The organism is Streptomyces sp. CB02058, assembly GCF_001905505.1.
Classification (GTDB): domain Bacteria; phylum Actinomycetota; class Actinomycetes; order Streptomycetales; family Streptomycetaceae; genus Streptomyces.
The window spans coordinates 1,079,048-1,094,806 of the sequence record NZ_LIPG01000002.1; the positions used below are offsets into that span (position 1 = coordinate 1,079,048).

Sequence of the window (15,759 nt, forward strand, 5' to 3'; positions counted from 1 at the left end):
GGGCCGGTGGAGAGGGCTCTCGGGGAGGTGTCCCGGGAAGGATCGGTAACAGGGCCGGGGAGGGGGCCGGGGGCAGCGTCGGGGCAGGTGTCCGAAGGGTGGACAAAATCCGCCTCATTCCGGTCAAATCGGCCCCTCTGGTTGGGGTACCGCCGGGCCCTGGTTAACCTCCGGGTATGGCCCTTGGTACACCTTCCACCAGGACGGATCACGCACGCACCGTGCGTGAGCTCCTCGCGACCGGCGAGATGTCGTACTCGTTCGAGTTCTGGGCGCCCAAGACCGAGAAGGGCGAGCGGAATCTCTGGAACGCACTGCGCCGGGTCGAGGCGGTGGGACCGAGCTTCGTCTCCGTGACGTACGGGGCAGGTGGTTCGACCCGGGCCGGGACCGTGCGCGCGACCCAGCAGATCGCCGCGGACTCCACGCTCACTCCGGTCGCCCACCTCACCGCCGTCGACCACTCCGTGGCCGAGCTGCGCAACATGGTCGGGCAGTACGCCGACGCCGGTATCCGCAACATCCTCGCGGTGCGCGGAGACCCGCCGGGCGACCCGATGGGCGAGTGGATCGAGCACCCGCAGGGCGTGCGCTACGCGGCCGACCTCGTCCGGCTCATCAAGGAGGCCGGTGACTTCTGCGTCGGCGTCGCGGCCTTCCCCGAGATGCACCCCCGGTCCTCCGACTGGGACTCCGACATCGGTCATTTCGTCGACAAGTGCCGAGCCGGTGCCGACTACGCGATCACCCAGATGTTCTTCGATCCGGAGAGCTATCTCCAGATGCGTGACCGTGTGGTCGCCGCGGGTTGCGACACCCCGGTCATTCCCGAGGTGATGCCGCTCACCAGCGTGAAACAGCTGGAGAGATTCGCGCAGCTCAGCAACGCGTCGCTGCCTTCCTCACTGAAAGAACGCATCCTCGCCGCTAAGGACGACCCGGCGGCTGTACGCTCCATTGGCATCGAGTTCGCCACGGAGTTCTGCGCGAAGCTGCTCTCCGAGGGTGTCCCGGGGCTGCACTTCATCACGCTCAACAACTCGACGGCGACACTCGAGATCTACGAGAATCTCGGACTGCACAAGCAGTCCTGACCGGCCGTACCCGCCACCAACCGGGGCGGTGGCCGCAGGAGGGGGCGGGCGTGGGCTGGACGGTCCTCTACATCGCATTCGGCATAGTGGCGCTGTGGCTGCTGGGCGAGGTGCTGCTGCAGTACAAGGCGCGCCTGCGCTGGCGTCTGCTCGCCTTCGCCGGCTTCCTCGGTGTGGTCCTCGGTGTGCTCATCCCGTCCGTGCTGGTGATCGCCGTCGGGGCCATCGCCTTCGCGACGGGGCAGACCTATGTGACGCTCTCCTTCCGGCGGGGCTTCTCGACGGGATGGGCCATAGGCGGCAACCCCGGTGAGAGCCGCCGTCGCCGCGGGGGCGGCGCCCAGGGCGCGCAGAAGCCCACCCTCGAGGTCTCCGACCTGGAGTACCAGGGCGCCCCCGAGGCGGAGACCGCCCACTCTGCGGTCTACGAACCCCAGCCGATGCCGGACGACACCGGGCAGTACGGCATCTACAGCGACTCCTCCACGGGCAACGGCGGCGACCGTCAGGGCCAGGGGCACGACCAGCACGGCGAACCGCAGCCGCAGTACGCCGCCTACGACCCGTACACCGATTACGGGCAGCAGGCCCAGGACCCGTACGGCCAGGGCGGTTACCCGGCCCAGGACACCCATCAGGGCCAGGGCACCTACACCGGTCAGTACGACTACGGCACGGACCCGGCGGGCTATCCCGCCTACTCCGACCCGTACATCGGCACCGGAGGCACCGGAGGCGCCGCGAGCACCGGGCAGTACGCCTCGTACGACAGCTACGGCAACGGCTACGACTCCTACGGCGGCGGACAGCAGCCCGCCGACCCCTACGCCGGGCAGTACGCCTCCGACACCCCGCCCGGCGGAGTGTGGGTGCCGCAGCAGCGCGAGAGCGAGCAGTACCCCCCGCTGCCGCCGGAAGCCCCCGTCCAGCCCGCCCCGTACGGGAACGGGTACGACACCGGGCAGAACGAGCAGTACCGCTACTGACCCGCGTGCCTCGGCGTGGAGGCCGCGGCGGCCGTGCGCGGAACGACGAGCCGGCCGCGGCTCACCGGGAGCCGCGGAAGCCGTCGCCCTCCACGACGAGACCGGCGACCAGGGCACCCGACATGCCGGCGTGCGCCAGCCCGCCGCCGGGGTGGGACCAGCCGCCCGCCAGATAGAGGCCCGGCAGCGGGGTGCGGTTCCCCGCGTGCAGATACCCGCCCGCCGCCCCGGCCAGGGCCGGAGCCGGCACCGAACCGCCCTCCGCGCCGGTGTCGGCCGAGGTCTCGGCGGGGGTGCGCACCTCCGTGTGGAGTATCCGCTCGCGCAGGCCGGGAACCGCCTGGGCCGCCCGGTCGATCACCGAGTCCGTGAACCGCGCGCGCAGCACCGGGTCCGTCCAGTCGACGGGCCCCTGAGGGGCGGCCGTCACCACGAGGGTCACCGCCTCGTGCTCCTCGTCGGGGCGGGTGGCCTGGTCGTCCGGCCGCAGCACCGTCACCGTGGGCCGCTCGGCCGTCCGGCCGCCGAACACCGCCTCCTGCTCCGCGGCCGGGTCTGCGGCATGCACCACCGTCCGGTGCACGGTGCCCGGCTCCCGGGCGCCGCTCAGCGACAGCATGGCGACGAAGCGGCCCGGTACCGGTGCCTCACCCCGCCCGGCGGGCGCCGCCTCCCGGACCGGCAGGAGCCCGGGCGCGGGCTGCGCGCCAACGACCACATGGTCGGCCTCCACGCTCCGGCCGTCCGCCAGCTCGATCCCGGCGGCCCGGCCGTCCTTCTCGGCCACCCGGACCACCTCGGCGCCGAAGACGAATTCCACCTTGCGGGCCAGGCACCGCTCGTACACCGCGTCGGCCAGCGCACGCATGCCCCCGGCGACGTACCAGCTGCCGAAGGTCTCCTCCATGTACGGCAGGAGAGCCGCGGCGGCCGGGGCGCGGCGGGGGTCGAGGCCGTAGGACAGGGCGTATCCGTCGAGGAGGGCGGCCAGCCGGGGGTCGGCCAGCTCCCAGGCGCCGATCTCCGCCACCGTCCCCGCCTGCCGGGGGGACCGCAGCAGCCTGCGCACACGCACCGAGGGGTAGGGGTCGCGGGCCAGCACCTCCCGGTCCTCGCGCAGCGGCTCCTCCAGCAGCGGTCTGCGCGACCGGTCCCAGGCGGTCCCCGCACGGTCCAGGAACTCCCCCCAGCGGGCACCCGCCCCCGCCCCGAGGGCCTGGTCCAGCGCGCCCACCACCCCCGCCCGTGAGGCGTTGGGCAGCGACACCGCGGTGCCGTCGGCGAAGAGATGACGGCTCGCCGGATCCACCTGGGTCAGCGTGACGCACTGCTCCAGCGGCTCCTTGCCCGTCTTCACGAACAGGTCGCGATAGACCGCGGGCAGGTGCAGCAGTCCGGGGCCGGTGTCGAAGACGAAGCCGTCCCGGGCATACCTGCCGAGCGAGCCGCCATGGGTCCCGGACCGCTCGTACACCGTCACCCGGTGGCCTGCCACGGCGAGCCGGGCGGCCGCCGCCATCGCGCCCGTCCCGGCGCCGATCACCGCAATTCGTGCCATGTCAGTGACCTTAAGGGGTGCCACCGACAGATCATCCGGGAGGCCGGTGGCCACCCGCTCCGGCCAGGTTCCTCTCCTCGCGGCGCTGCGCCCTGCGGCGCAGGAACCGGCGGATGCGGGAGGCCAGGAAGAGCAGTATCACCAGGCCGAGCAGCAGCAGGACGGCGGCGATGACGGCCGCGGCCACCGGGTTGAAGACCGCGAAGGTGATGATCCCGGCGACGCCGAGGTCCTCCGCGAGGCTGACCCCGATGTTGCTGAACGGCTCGGGGGAGGTGTTGACCGCCATCCTGGTGCCGGCCTTCACCAGATGGCTCATCAGCGCGGTGGAACCCCCGACGGCTCCGGCCGCCAGCTCCGGCAGGGACCCGCTCTCCCCGGCCAGCAGCGCGGCGACCACCGCCCCGGCCACGGGACGGATCACCGTGTGGACCGTGTCCCAGGCCGAGTCGACGTACGGGATCTTGTCGGCGACCGCCTCGCAGAGGAAGAGCACCCCGGCGACCACGAGCACGTCCGTGCGCTGGAGCGACGCCGGCACCTCGTCGGTGAGCCCGGTCGCGCCGAAGACGCCGAGGAGGAGGACCACCGCGTAGGCGTTGATCCCGCTCGCCCAGCCGCTGGTGAACACCAAGGGGAGTACGGACACGGACGCGATCGTAGCCAGTGGGACAGGCGCCGGGGTGGGCGCTGCCACACAGGCCTGAGTATCTCTACCTAGTGCGCGAGATGAGTAGGGATGCGGATAGGCCCTGACCTGCGCAGACGGAAGAGTGGAGACCACGGAAGGGGCGCGGCGCCCGGACCGCCGGCACGGGGCGGCGGAACGGAGCCGCACCCCGGAAGCAACGGGGGCACACGACGCGGAGCTCCGGGACCACGGGGGAACGAGGTCACGGGGGAGGGCTCCGCGGCGGTACCGGGCGCCGGTCCGGTGGAATTCGGGGGGATCGGATTCCACCGGGCCGGCGCTTCTCCGTGTGCCGGGAGCCCTGGGTCCTCAGTGCCCGCTGACGCGGCCGTGCAGGAGCAGGGACAGGGCGGAGTGCACGTCGTCGAGCGTCCGCTCCGGCTGGAACGCCTGCCAGTCGAGTGCCGCCACGAGCACCATCCCGACCAGGGCGGCGGCCGTCAGCTGTACGTCGATCTCCTCGCTGAGCTCGCCGCCCGCGACACCCTCCCGGAGCACGCCCTCGACGACGGCGACCGCCTGCTGGCGCAGCACGAGAAGGGTCGACTGCCAGGCGCGGTTGGTGCGCCAGAGCTCCGCGACGTACAGCTGGGTGAAGGCCGGGTAGCGGTCGATGAAGACCAGGCCCGCCCTGATCATCGCGTCCAGCGCCTCCACGCGGGTGCCGCCGCGCGCGTCCGTCCCGTCGGCGGCGGTGCGCAGCGACTGCGTGAGAAGTCCGACGCCGTGCCGCAGCAGCTCCTCGAAGAGCTCGGTCTTGCTCTTGAAGTTGTAGTAGACCGTGCCCTTGGCGACCCCGGCCCGCTCCGCGATCTCGTCCACCGTGGTCGCGGAGAAGCCCTTCTCCGCGATGAGGGTGACCGCCGCCTCGTAGAGCTTCTGCCGGGTGATCTGGCGGCGTGTGGTGCTACTGCTGTCCATGCACACGATTCTCACAGGTCCCGGAGCCGTCACAGACTCAGCTCCGGGTGGAGCCGGTCCAGGGTCCACACCTGCTTGCGCCGGGCGGCCAGCGCGGTCAGCGCCAGGGCGCCCGCGGTGAAGGCCAGCAGCACCGCGCAGCCCTGCCAGACGGGGCCGAGCCCGCCGCCCGTGATCAGCCGGCGCAGCCCCTCCACGACGTAGGTCATCGGCAGACAGGGATGGATCGCCCCGAAGAACCCCGGGCTGGTCTGGACGGGGTACGTGCCTCCGGCCGAGGTCAGCTGGAGCATCAGGACCGCCAGGACGAGGATCCGCCCCGCGGCGCCGAAGCGGGCGTTCAGCCACTGCACGATCGCCGCGAAGCAGCAGGTGACCAGGGCCAGGAAGCCGAGCGTCCCGGCGGCATGCGTCATCTGCAGTCCGAGCCGCCAGTGCAGCACGGACATCAGGGCCGCCACCTGGAGCAGCCCGATCGCGGCCACCGGCAGCCAGCCCGCGAAGGCGATGCGCCAGGCCGGCGCCCCGGCCGACAGCGCCCGCCGGTTGAGCGGCTGGATCAGCATGTACGCCACCATCGCGCCCACCCACAGCGAGAGCGGGATGAAGTAGGGGGCGAAGCCGGTGCCGTAGTTGGGCGCCGCGTGCAGCGAGGAGGAGGCCAGCTGTACGGGGTCCGCCATGACACCGGTCCGGGCGTCGCGGTCCTCCTTGTCGTAGTCGGGGATCTTGCCGACGCCGTCGTTCAGGCCCTGGGCGAGCGTCGCGGAGCCGTCTCCGAGCCGGTAGAGCCCGCTCTTCAGGCCGGCCGCGCCCGTCTTGAGCTTCTTGACCCCGGCGTCCAGATCGCCCGCGCCCGCCCTGGCGGTGCCCAGTCCGGTGTGGAGCGCGTCGGCGCCCGAGGCGACCTTGTGCGCCCCGGTGTTGAGCTTGTTGATCCTCGCGACGGCCGACTCCAGGTCCGTGTCGAGGTGCGGCGAGCGCTTCGCGAGCGCGTCCGCCTGCTTCTCCAGGGTGGCCAGCCGGGTGCGCAGCTCGGCGAGGTCGCCCTTCTGGTTCGTGACCAGGGCGTTCACGTCGTCGGCGACATCGGCGACGTCCGCCGCCGCGGTACTGGCCCGCTTCAGCTGCGGACAGACCCCGGGATCGGGCAGGGTCTGTTCCTCGCAGCGCGTGCGGTACACGTCGGCCAGTTCGCCGGAGGCGGTGTGGGCGGCGGCCGAGGCGGTGGGTGCCGTCTCCACCAGCAGGTCGAGGTTGTCCCGTACGGCCTTCGACGAGTCGGCGACCAGCCGGGCCGTGTCCCCGATGGCCTTGCCGTTGTCCTTGAGGAAGGGGCGTATGTCGGCGGCGGCCTTGTTCACCCCGTCGGCGAGCAGCTGGGTCCCGCCTGCCACCTGCCGGGAGCCCGTCTCCAGGTCGCCCGCGCCCTTGTCGAGCCGGGTGATGCCCGTGGAGAGCCTGCCGCTTCCCGACTTGGCGTCCTTGAGGCCGGCCGCGAGCTCCTTGGAGCCTTCCTTCGCCTTCCTGATGCCGCTTTCGAGGTCGTCGGCCCCCTTGGCCGCCTTCGCCGTCGCGTCGTGCAGGCCGGAGAAGTTGATGAAGATCCGGTCGAGGAAGCCGCGCGAGGCCTTCGTGGACGCGGCGCTGCGGACCTCGGCGAACACCGTCCTGGAGATCTGGCCGACGATGTAGTTGTTGGCGTCGTTCGTACGGACCTGGAGGGCGCCGGTCTCCGGGGCGTCACCGCCGCTGGACGCGATCCGCTCGCTGAAGTCCGCCGGCATGGTCAGCGAGAGGTAGTACGTCCCGTCCTCCAGGCCCCGCTCGGCCTCGGCGGAGCCGACCTCGTGCCAGTCGAAGACCTCGGAGTCGAGGAGCCGGCCGGCGATCTCGTCCCCGGCGGCGAGGTGTTCGCCCCCGGTCCGTGTGCCCTTGTCGTCGTTGACCAGGGCGACCGGGATGCGGTCGAGCCGGCCGTACGGGTCCCAGAACGACCAGAGGTAGAGGGCTCCGTAGAGCAGCGGCAGCAGGAGGAGTGCCACGAGCGCGGCACGCGGCATCCGGCCCCTGCCGAACCTCCGCAGCTCAAGCGCGGCCAGCTTCGGCGATCGCATCGGCCGTCTCCTTCTCCGTGGTCGTCTCGTCGGTGGTCCCGGTGGTCCCGGTGGTCCCGGTGGTGGCCTCGCCGGCCGTATCGCCGGTGGGCGTCCCGGCCCCGCCGGCCGGGCGGGTGCGGACGGTCAGCGCCCCCTCGGGCGCCTCGCTGCACACGGCCAGCACCGTGGTGCCGCCGTCCGCGAGGGTGCGCAGCAGCTCCCAGGTCCGCGAACGGTCCGCCGCGGAGAGCTTGAGATCGATGTCGTCCACCGCGAGGAGCCTCGGACGGCCCATCAGGGCCAGGGCGACGGACAGGCGCAGAGCCTCGAGGCGCTCCAGGTCGCGCACGGAGGTCCGCTCGGCCTTGGGCAGGGCCGTCGGGTCCAGTCCGGCGGCCTCCAGGGAGGTGTCGATCAACGACCGGGCCGTGGCGGTGCGTCGGGCGCGGGAGCGCAGCAGGGTGCGCGGCGAGGAGTCGAAACGGCGCTGCAGCAGGGCGCGTTCCCGCAGATGCTCGGCGACGGTGAACGAGGGGTCCAGCTCGCTGACCCCGGGGACGGGACCCAGCGCGCTGAACCGGCGTACGGCGGCGAGCCGGCCGGGGAGGCGCTCACCACCGACCTCGGCGTGACCCCGGGTGGCGCGCATCCTGCCGGTGAGCGCGAGCAGCAGACAGGTGCGGCCGGAGCCCGACGGCCCCTCGACCGCGACGAGCGATCCGGGCCCCGCGGTGAACCCCACGTCCCGGAAGGCCCAGCCCCGCGACCCCTTCAGTCCGAAGTCCTCGGCGCTCAGCGCCGCCCCGTGCGGGCTGTCCACGACCCCACCCCCGTTTTTGCACTGACCAGTCAGTGCAAAAAACTAACCCGAACTCGCGCTCGAAGCAAAATGCAAGGTCAGAGGGGGATTTCGGGGAATTGTCAGTGGGGGCCGTCACGATGGATACAGACGGCCACGGAGCCGTCACACGACGACAGGAGGTTCGTCATGGCCCGCTCGTCCGCAGCCGCCGCCCCGCGGCGCCGCGCAGGCAGCCCTGCCCCCTCACTGACCGGTCCGGCAACCGACGTCCACCCCGTGCTCCGCCGCGCCACGGCGCCGCCCGCCGCCCTCGATCTGCTCGCCCAGGCCCACGCGGGGCTGGACGAGGCCGCCGTGCTCGACGTGCCCAACGAGCGGTACGCCACCGCGCATCTCGCCGCGCTGCGCACCGCGGCGGCCGTCCTCGCCGCCCGCGGCCGGCCCGAGACGAACAAACGCCGCAGGGAGCGGATTCGCAGCGCCTGGGAGGTGTTGCCCGACATCGCTCCCGAACTCACCGAATGGAGCGCCCTGTTCGCCTCCGGGGCCCGGCGAAGGGCGCGTGCGGAGGCGGGCATACCCGGCGCCGCCAGCAGCCGGGACGCGGACGACCTGCTGCGCGACGCGGCCATGTTCCTGCGCCTGGTCGAGCGGTTGCTGGTCCTCCAGCCCGTCCTTCCGCAGCCCCGGCGGGACGGGCAGGACAGGCGGCGCGACGGGGAGTGACCAGGAGGGCGGTGCGAGGCAATAGGGTGGAGAGGACCCGTACCACCTGCACCGTTCACGCCCCGCCGTCCGTGGCGGTACCGCGCCGAGGAGTCAATCGCCGTGTCGGACCAGCTGCGCCCCCGCGCCTCCCTCCGTACCGCTGTGGTCTGGGAGGTTCTCAAGGACGCCCTCGAGCGCCGGGTCAAGGCGACCGGCAGGGAAGCCCTGGACGTGCTGGACACCGGCGGGGGCACCGGCAACTTCGCGGTGCCCGTCGCCCGCCTCGGCCACCGGGTCACCGTCGTCGACCCCAGCCCCAACGCCCTGTTCGCGCTGGAGCGCCGTGCCGACGAGGCCGGGGTCGCCGATCGGGTCCGCGGTGTCCAGGGGGACATCCTCGGCCTGTTCGACGTGGTGGAGCGCAACGGCTACGACGCGGTGCTGTGCCACGGCGTCCTGGAGTACGTGGACGACCCCGCCGAAGGCGTGCGGAACGCGGTCGACGCCCTCCGCCCCTCCGGTGCGCTCAGCCTGCTCGGTGCGGGACTCGGCGGTGCCGTCCTGGCCAGGGCGCTCGCGGGCCACTTCACCGAGGCCCGGCAGGCGCTGACGGACCCCGACGGCCGCTGGGGCGCCGGCGACCCCGTGCCCCGCAGGTTCACCGCCGGCCAGCTGTCGGCACTCGTCACCGACGCGGGTGTCGAGGTCGGCGCGGTACACGGTGTGCGGGTCTTCGCCGACCTCGTGCCCGGCGTTCTCGTGGACACCGAGCCGGGCGCGATGGATGAGCTCCTCAGGCTGGAGGCGGCCGTCGCCGAACTGCCGGCCTTCCACTCCGTGGCGACCCAGCTGCACGTTCTGGGGGAGAAGCGCGCCTGAGCCGTGACGCGGAGCCCGCACGAGCATGGACGCGGAGTGACCGGAGCACGGCTGATCAGCAACGCAGCTGCAGACGGAGTACTGCCCAGAACACCCGATCGGGCCGCGAGCCCCGTATGATCGGGTGACACCATCCGGCATGACGGATCGGAGGTCGGGGAATCTACGCCTCAGCAGCCGAGCCGACATGGCGGTCCGGACTGGCTATGGCTAGAGGGCGGGTTTCACGGGGGCGAATCCCTGCCTATCCTGGAAGGGCCGCATACCGGTCGCCCCCGCGGCCGACGACGAGGAGGACTCCGTGCCGCTCTCGGAGCACGAGCAGCGAATGCTCGAGCAGATGGAGCGAGCGCTGTACGCCGAAGATCCCAAGTTCGCTACAGCGCTTGAGGGAAGCGGGCTGCGCAGGTACACCCGGCGACGGGTCTACCAGGCGGTGGCCGGTTTTCTGGTGGGTATCGCGCTCCTCATGGCCGGAATGGTTTTCCAGCAGACATGGGTCAGCGTGGCGGGATTCCTCGTCATGCTGGGCTGTGCCGTGCTGGCGGTCACCGGGTGGCGCAAGGCGCCCAAGCCCGGTGAGCAGCAGCCGGCCGGGAGTGCGAGCGGGGGCGGAGGCGAACGCCGACATCCCAGGCAGCGCCGGTCGATGATGAACCGGATCGAACAGCGGTGGCAGCGCCGCCGCGACGAACAGGGCCAGTGAGCTTTCCGCTCCATGGCCGGTGGGCAGTCACCGGTCCTGGACGTGGTCCGCGCACACCGAGCACGTGACGCTGGACCTCACATGTGAGGGGCGGTCGCATCGCAGCGACCGCCCCTCACGTGTTCCCGGGCACCGTTCCCGGCGGGCGGGCGTTCCCGGGCCGGATACCGCTCCCGGTCGATACCGGTGCAGGTCCAGGGCCAGGTTCAGGTCCAGGTCCGTGCGACGGCCTGGCCGCAGCCCGTCCCGGCCGGCCCTGGTCCGCGTTGAGCCCGTCCGGGCACGAATGGCCCAGCCCTGGTTCCGAACCCAGGCCCGGCCGAGTCCCCGCGCCAGCCTCTGCCCGGCCCGGCACCCGCTCTCTCTGCCCGCTCCGGCCGGAGCGGGCAGAGAGGCTGAGAGATCAGCCCTGCTGGCGTGACGGGCGGCGCAGGCGGGCCGGCCAGCGGTCGCGGCCCAGGCGGTCCGACCAGGCGCGGCCGAGCTCCGCCCGGCGCTCCGAGACCGCCCAGATCACTCGAACGGCCGAACGTGGCGCGAGAGTGGCACGCACCCTTCCCCAGCGGCCGGCCGAGGCCCACAGCCCCGCCTGAACCGCCCGCACATCCTCGGCGGGCGCCGTGGCCGCGCGGGGCTCCGGTGCGTACAGCACCTGCTCCACCGCGCCCGCCACCCGGTGGGCCGCAGCCGCGGCCGAGCCGTCGAGGCCGCCCAGCCGAACGACACGGGCCGCGGCCTTGCGGGGGGTCTGTGACTCGTCCGGAGCAATGCCGTGGTCCCAAGCCGTATCGGTCAGCTCCCGCCAGGCGGCCATCACCCGTGCGGTGGCATCCGCCGGTGTGCGTCCCTGGGAGGAACCGAGCCGCCGGGCACGGGCCCGCTGCCGCCAGAGCATCGGCAGCAACGGCAGTGCCAGCACCACCAGCGCACCCAGCGCCCACAGCGCCCACGCTCCCAGCGGTGTCCCCGGATCGGCGGTATCCACCGCGCCCGGAGCCGCGGACGCACCGCACTGGCCCTGCTGACGCTCCTGCGCGGGGCAGGTCTCCGACGCGGACGGGGCCGCGGTGGGCTCGGCGGAGGCGCCGTCCGTCGGCAGCGCGGGATCGGTCGAGTCCTGCGAGGGCACGTCCGGCAGCGTGTACGAGGGGGTGCTTCCCCGGGACGGGGTCGGCTCGAAGCGGGTCCATCCCACTCCCTCGAAGTACAGCTCGGGCCAGGCATGCGCGTCCCGCAGCCCCACCGACACCGAACCGTCCGCCTGGGCCGTGCCCGGGGTGAAGCCCACCGCGACCCTGGCCGGTATCCCCAGCGTTCTGGCCATCGCCGCCATCGTGGAGGAGAAGTGGACGCAGAAGCCTTCCTTGTCCTTCAGGAAGCGCTCGATCGCCGAGGTACCGGTCCCCGAGGTCACCGTCGTGTCGTAACGGAAACCGCCCTCAGACGCGAACCAGTTCTGGAGCTTCACCGCTCGCTCGTAGTCGTTCGCGGCGCCCCTGGTCACCCGCTCGGCCGTCTCCTCGACGACATCCGGCAGGGACGAGGGAAGACGGGTGTACTCGCGGGACAGATCCCCGCGCGGTTGCATCGCCCCGCCCAGCTGCGAGGCCGTGGGCGTCACCTCCAGGCTGCTGACCTGGTAGCGGGCGCCGCCCGTCGTCTGGCCGTCGTCGCCGACGAGGGTGCGGCCCTCCGGCTCGTACCGCCAGCGGCCCTGGATGTTCACCTGGCTCGCCGGATAGGGGAGCGGCAGATACGTCTGCTGGTACGAGCGCGCGGCCGAGATGTTCGTCCGGACCTCGGTGACGGCCACGTCCCCGCCCAGCCCGGCCGGCTGCGGCAGCCGGTCCGGCACATCACTCAGCCGGCGGGTCGACGGACGCCATTCGCCCCCGCTGAACTGGTCGAGCGCCAGGATGCGCAGATAGAAGTCCTGCGGGCTCCCGGAGCTGGTGCGATACGTCATCACCTCCCGGTTCTCCGGCTGGTTCAGATTGTTCTGCAGCGAGACCAGCGGGTTCACCGCGGAGATCGTGCCCCCGCCGCCGCCCCTGCCCGACCCGCCGCCCGTACCGGACAGGAGCCCGCCGTCCAGGGCGGGCAGGGCCGCGGGCACGACCAGGGCGATGCCCAGTGCCACCGCGCCGATGCGCCGTCCCGTACGGACCGGGGCCATGGCGCGCCCGGACGACCCGTCCAGGCCTGCCGACAGACCGCCCGAGGTGCGGGACACGCCACCGAACACCCGGCCCCACTGGGACAGCCGGTCCCGGCCCTCGGCCAGCAGGAGCAGCAGGTAGCCGCACGCGGCGAGCAGGAACCACAGCCACCCCGCACCGCCGTCGGAGAGTCCGGCCGCGACCGAGTAGAGCGCGAGCAGCGGCAGACCCGCCGGAGCGGCGGTACGGAAGGTCACCGCGAGGACGTCCACGGCGAGCCCGATGAGCAGTACCCCGCCGATCAGCATCAGCCGGATGCCCTCGGTCGCCGGTGCCGGAATGGCATATCGGTTGACGTCGTCGGCGCCGGTGGTCAGCAGCTCCGCGAGGTGCTGGACCGCCTGGGGGCCGGGCAGCACACCGAACAGGGCGTGCTCCCTGGCGAACGCCACGGTCAGCGTCAGAAGGGTGGCGAGCACCTGGAGGGAGACCGTCAGGACACGGGCGAGCCGCATCCGGCGGGCGAGCGCGCCCACACCGGTCTGGACCGCCAGCAGGAACCCTGCCTGCAGCACCCACTTCGACGTCTCGACGAGGGGCAGAAGTGCCCCCGCCGCCAGCATCGTGGCCACGAAGGCGCACAGTGCGAGTCGGGTACGCCCGCTCATGACCATCCCCCGGAGAACCCTGTCGTCGAACCAACGCCGGAGCGCTCTTCGCCCGCCTGCCGCCACAGCCGGGCGAGCTCCGTCCCGGGCGGTGCCTTGACCGCCGTCCATCCCGCTTCGCGCAGCAGCCGCAGACCGTCGGCGGCAGGCGCGGACGACCCGGGGGACAGGGACGCGGAGGCCCCAGCCTCCCGGCCGCGCGCCCAGTCCTCACTGCCGAGCACGAACGCGACGGCCCCGCGGCTGCGCTGACGCATCCGGGCGGCCACCGCGATCTGTTCCTCGTCGAGATCGCCGAAGAACGCCACGAGCAACCCCTCGTTGTTCCCGCGCAGCACGTCGTACGCCCGGGAGAGGCCGCCCCCGTCGGAGTGGTCGACGACCGCGAGGGTGTCCATCATCAGTCCCGCCGAGTCCGCGGAGTCATGGGCGGAACCGGAGAAACCGTCGCCGCTCTCGCCCGGCACGGTGCTCCCGTCGTCCATGAGCAGCCGCACCGCGAAGCCCCGCTCCAGCATGTGGACCATCACGGACGCGGCCCCGGAGACCGCCCACTCGAAGGCGGATCCCGGCCCGGCGCCCTGGTAGGCGATCCGCCGGGTGTCCAGGAGCACCGTGCACCTGGCCCGCTGCGGCTGCTCCTCCCGGCGCACCATCAGCTCGCCGTAGCGCGCGGTGGAACGCCAGTGCACCCGCCGCAGGTCGTCACCGTGGCGGTATCCGCGCGGGATCGTGTCGTCCTCGCCCGCCAGAGCCAGCGAACGCTGTCTGCCGTCGCCGTAGCCGGAGGCCTCACCGGCCAGCCGGAGCGCCGGAAGCGGCTCGGTACGGGGGATGACGACGAGGGTGTCGTAGGCGCTGAAGGAGCGCGTCAGCTCGCACATCCCGAACGGGTCGCTCAGCCGCAGCTGCAGCGGCCCCAGCGGATAGCGCCCGCGCAGATCGGACCGGACCCGGTAGGACACCTCCCGGACGCCGCCCGCCTCCACCCGGTCCAGCACGAACCGGGGCCGGGGCCCGAGGACGTACGGGACGCGGTCCTGGAGCATGAGCAGGCCCGTGGGCATCCGGGACACGTTGTCCATACGGAGATGGACCCGCGCCTCCTCGCCCGCGGGCACCCGGGACGGGGACAGCCGGCGGCTGCCCGCCACGCGGTAGCGGGTGCGGTAGAGCACGATGACGCAGACCAGCGGCAGCACCGCCAGCAGCAGGCCGACCCGCAGCAGATCGCCCTGGCCGAGGACATAGGCGCAGACCGCAGCCGCGACACCGGCGGCCAGAAAGGACCGGCCCCGCGTCGTCAGCCCGCTCAGAGCAGCCCGAAGGCCCCCCTTGTCGTCGCCGTTGTCCACGGGGCCGGGGACTCCGGCCGTCATCACAGCGGCCGGACGCCGGGCTGCCGGCCGTACACCGGGCTGCCGGGCCGGTGCTGGGGCTGTGCCGGGGTGGCCGCACCGCCCGAGGTCGGCACGGGCGTGCGCTGCAGGATGTCCAGCACGACCTGCTCGGAGGTGCGCCTGTTGAGCTGCGCCTGCGCCGTGGGCAGCAGCCGGTGCGCGAGCACCGCGACCGCGAGTGCCTGGACGTCGTCCGGCAGGGCGTAGTCGCGCCCGGCGAGGGCTGCCGACGCCTTGGCCGCGCGGAGCAGATGCAGGGTCGCACGCGGCGAGGCCCCGAGTCTGAGATCCGGGTGCTGGCGGGTTGCGCCCACCAGATCCACGGCGTACCGCCGGACGGACTCGGCCACGTGGACGTTACGGACCGCGTCGATCAGCTTCACGATGTCGTGGGCGTGGGCCACCGGCTGGAGGTCGTCCAGCGGCGAGGCCCCGCCGTGCACGTCGAGCATCTGGAGCTCGGCCTCCGCGCTGGGGTAGCCGATCGACACGCGTGCCATGAAGCGGTCGCGCTGGGCCTCGGGCAGCGGATAGGTGCCCTCCATCTCCACCGGGTTCTGGGTGGCGACGACCATGAAGGGGTCGGGCAGCTCGTAGGTCTGGCCGTCGATGGTGACCTGGCGCTCCTCCATCGACTCCAGCAGCGCGGACTGGGTCTTGGGCGACGCACGGTTGATCTCGTCGCCGATCACGATCTGGGCGAAGATCGCACCGGGCTTGAACTCGAAGTCCCGCTGCTGCTGGTCGAAGATCGACACCCCGGTGATGTCCGAGGGCAGCAGGTCCGGCGTGAACTGGATGCGTCGCACCGAACAGTCGATGGACCGTGCCAGCGCCTTGGCCAGCATCGTCTTGCCGACGCCGGGCACATCCTCGATGAGGAGGTGCCCCTCGGCGAGCAGCACGGTCAGCGAGAGCCGTACGACCTCAGGCTTGCCCTCGATCACACCCTCGACCGACCTGCGTACCCGCTCGGCTGTGGTGGTCAGATCTGTGAGGCTCGCTCGATCGTCATAGGTCGTCACCCGGCCCTCCTCGGCCCCGTTGTGCACGGGCGGACGCACAAAGCCGCCCGGCCCGCTCCGAAA

Annotated in this window: 13 protein-coding genes; 5 read left to right on the forward strand and 8 right to left on the reverse strand. The window is 72.5% G+C overall.

Annotated elements, in window-relative coordinates; translation table 11 throughout:
- The first annotated feature begins 176 nt into the window (after positions 1-176).
- Positions 177-1,094 carry a methylenetetrahydrofolate reductase [NAD(P)H] gene (gene metF / locus AMK10_RS12115; protein ID WP_073747676.1) on the forward strand — a complete coding sequence of 306 codons (918 nt, stop codon included), beginning with the start codon at positions 177-179 and terminating at the stop codon, positions 1,092-1,094.
- 50 nt (positions 1,095-1,144) lie between these two features.
- Positions 1,145-2,080 carry a hypothetical protein gene (locus AMK10_RS12120; protein ID WP_073747677.1) on the forward strand — a complete coding sequence of 312 codons (936 nt, stop codon included), beginning with the start codon at positions 1,145-1,147 and terminating at the stop codon, positions 2,078-2,080.
- Positions 2,081-2,141: 61 nt separating this feature from the next.
- On the opposite strand, the gene AMK10_RS12125 is transcribed toward AMK10_RS12120, so the two are convergent.
- From AMK10_RS12125 to AMK10_RS12145, 5 genes are all read right to left on the reverse strand, one after another.
- A complete protein-coding gene (locus tag AMK10_RS12125; protein WP_073748044.1) occupies positions 2,142-3,638 on the reverse strand; it encodes a phytoene desaturase family protein in 1,497 nt (498 codons plus the stop codon).
- A gap of 31 nt (positions 3,639-3,669) precedes the next feature.
- On the reverse strand, positions 3,670-4,287 hold the full coding sequence (locus tag AMK10_RS12130; RefSeq protein ID WP_073747678.1) for a DUF4126 domain-containing protein: 618 nt from the start codon (positions 4,285-4,287) through the stop codon (positions 3,670-3,672).
- A gap of 351 nt (positions 4,288-4,638) precedes the next feature.
- A complete protein-coding gene (locus tag AMK10_RS12135; RefSeq protein ID WP_073747679.1) occupies positions 4,639-5,250 on the reverse strand; it encodes a TetR/AcrR family transcriptional regulator in 612 nt (203 codons plus the stop codon).
- A 29-nt stretch (positions 5,251-5,279) separates the two neighbouring features.
- The gene (locus AMK10_RS12140; RefSeq protein WP_073747680.1) at positions 5,280-7,367 is read right to left on the reverse strand and encodes a YhgE/Pip family protein; all 2,088 of its coding nucleotides are present in this window, start codon (positions 7,365-7,367) and stop codon (positions 5,280-5,282) included.
- The gene (locus tag AMK10_RS12145; protein ID WP_073747681.1) at positions 7,339-8,169 is read right to left on the reverse strand and encodes an ATP-binding cassette domain-containing protein; all 831 of its coding nucleotides are present in this window, start codon (positions 8,167-8,169) and stop codon (positions 7,339-7,341) included. The genes AMK10_RS12140 and AMK10_RS12145 overlap by 29 nt, the downstream gene beginning before the upstream one ends.
- 168 nt (positions 8,170-8,337) lie before the next feature.
- Here AMK10_RS12145 and AMK10_RS12150 point away from each other — a divergent pair, with 168 nt between their 5' ends.
- From AMK10_RS12150 to AMK10_RS12160, 3 genes are all read left to right on the forward strand, one after another.
- A complete protein-coding gene (locus AMK10_RS12150; RefSeq protein WP_073747682.1) occupies positions 8,338-8,877 on the forward strand; it encodes an SAV_6107 family HEPN domain-containing protein in 540 nt (179 codons plus the stop codon).
- A gap of 102 nt (positions 8,878-8,979) precedes the next feature.
- Entirely contained in the window at positions 8,980-9,738 is a 759-nt protein-coding gene (locus AMK10_RS12155) for a class I SAM-dependent methyltransferase (RefSeq protein ID WP_073747683.1), read from the forward strand.
- A 301-nt stretch (positions 9,739-10,039) separates the two neighbouring features.
- A complete protein-coding gene (locus tag AMK10_RS12160) occupies positions 10,040-10,444 on the forward strand; it encodes a DUF3040 domain-containing protein (RefSeq protein ID WP_033303312.1) in 405 nt (134 codons plus the stop codon).
- Positions 10,445-10,847: 403 nt separating this feature from the next.
- Here the strand turns inward: AMK10_RS12160 and AMK10_RS12165 are convergent, their stop codons facing one another.
- Genes AMK10_RS12165 through AMK10_RS12175 form a run of 3 tightly spaced genes read right to left on the reverse strand, consistent with a single transcriptional unit; the run spans position 10,848 to position 15,696 of the window.
- A complete protein-coding gene (locus AMK10_RS12165) occupies positions 10,848-13,271 on the reverse strand; it encodes a transglutaminase family protein (RefSeq protein WP_073747684.1) in 2,424 nt (807 codons plus the stop codon).
- The gene (locus AMK10_RS12170; protein ID WP_073747685.1) at positions 13,268-14,650 is read right to left on the reverse strand and encodes a DUF58 domain-containing protein; all 1,383 of its coding nucleotides are present in this window, start codon (positions 14,648-14,650) and stop codon (positions 13,268-13,270) included. Before AMK10_RS12170 ends, AMK10_RS12165 begins: the two co-directional genes overlap by 4 nt.
- Positions 14,650-15,696 (reverse strand): AAA family ATPase, encoded by a 1,047-nt coding sequence (locus tag AMK10_RS12175; RefSeq protein ID WP_073747686.1) that lies wholly within the window; start codon positions 15,694-15,696, stop codon positions 14,650-14,652. The genes AMK10_RS12170 and AMK10_RS12175 overlap by 1 nt, the downstream gene beginning before the upstream one ends.
- Positions 15,697-15,759: the final 63 nt, after the last annotated feature.

Coding starts and splice junctions, on each gene's coding strand:
- metF (WP_073747676.1), top strand. CDS start 177: ATGGCCCTTGGTACACCTTCCACCAGGACGGATCACGCACGCACCGTG.
- AMK10_RS12125 (WP_073748044.1), bottom strand. CDS start 3,638: ATGGCACGAATTGCGGTGATCGGCGCCGGGACGGGCGCGATGGCGGCG.
- AMK10_RS12135 (WP_073747679.1), bottom strand. CDS start 5,250: ATGGACAGCAGTAGCACCACACGCCGCCAGATCACCCGGCAGAAGCTC.
- AMK10_RS12140 (WP_073747680.1), bottom strand. CDS start 7,367: ATGCGATCGCCGAAGCTGGCCGCGCTTGAGCTGCGGAGGTTCGGCAGG.
- AMK10_RS12150 (WP_073747682.1), top strand. CDS start 8,338: ATGGCCCGCTCGTCCGCAGCCGCCGCCCCGCGGCGCCGCGCAGGCAGC.
- AMK10_RS12165 (WP_073747684.1), bottom strand. CDS start 13,271: ATGAGCGGGCGTACCCGACTCGCACTGTGCGCCTTCGTGGCCACGATG.
- AMK10_RS12170 (WP_073747685.1), bottom strand. CDS start 14,650: ATGACGGCCGGAGTCCCCGGCCCCGTGGACAACGGCGACGACAAGGGG.